This is a genomic window from Acidisphaera rubrifaciens HS-AP3 (assembly GCF_000964365.1).
Classification (GTDB): Bacteria; Pseudomonadota; Alphaproteobacteria; order Acetobacterales; family Acetobacteraceae; genus Acidisphaera; species Acidisphaera rubrifaciens.
Genome location: NZ_BANB01001049.1, coordinates 1 through 607, shown reverse-complemented (window position 1 = coordinate 607; position 607 = coordinate 1). Strand labels below are relative to the sequence as shown.

Annotated in this window: 1 protein-coding gene; it reads right to left on the bottom strand. The window is 74.3% G+C overall.

From position 1 onward, the window contains the following. Positions 1 to 607: sigma 54-interacting transcriptional regulator (locus tag B8460_RS19980; RefSeq protein ID WP_048863383.1), on the bottom strand; the 607-nt coding region annotated here is incomplete at both ends.

Sequence of the window (607 nt, the reverse complement as noted above, 5' to 3'; positions counted from 1 at the left end):
CGCGCCGGCAAGGAAATGCTCGGCAAGCGGCACGATGTCGGCCAGCCGCTCGCGCAGCGGCGGCAGCCGCAGCGGCACGACGCCGAGCCGGTAATACAGATCCTCGCGGAACCGCCCGTCGCGCACCAGCGCGTCGAGGTCGCGATGCGTCGCCGCGATCAGCCGCACGTCCACACCGACCGGCCGGCCGCCGAGCGGCGTGACCACGCGCTCCTGCAGCACGCGCAGCAACTTCGCCTGCATGGCGAGGTCCATGTCGCCGATCTCGTCGAGGAACAGCGTGCCGCGATCGGCCTCGCGGAACGATCCGGCGCGATCCGCCGCCGCCCCGGTGAAGGCGCCGCGCACATGGCCGAACAGCAGGCTCTCCAGCAACTCGCCCGGGATCGCCGCGCAGTTGACGGCGACGAATGGCGCGGCGGCGCGGCGGCCGTGGCGATGGATCGCGCGCGCGACCACCTCCTTGCCGGTGCCCGTCTCGCCGAGCAGCAGCACGGTCGCGTCGCTGTCCGCAAGCTTGCCGATCGTCTTCTGCACCTCGCGCATCGCGGCGCTGGCGCCGATCACCTCGCCCTCGGCCGCCGCGGCGCCGCCCGGCGCCACCGCC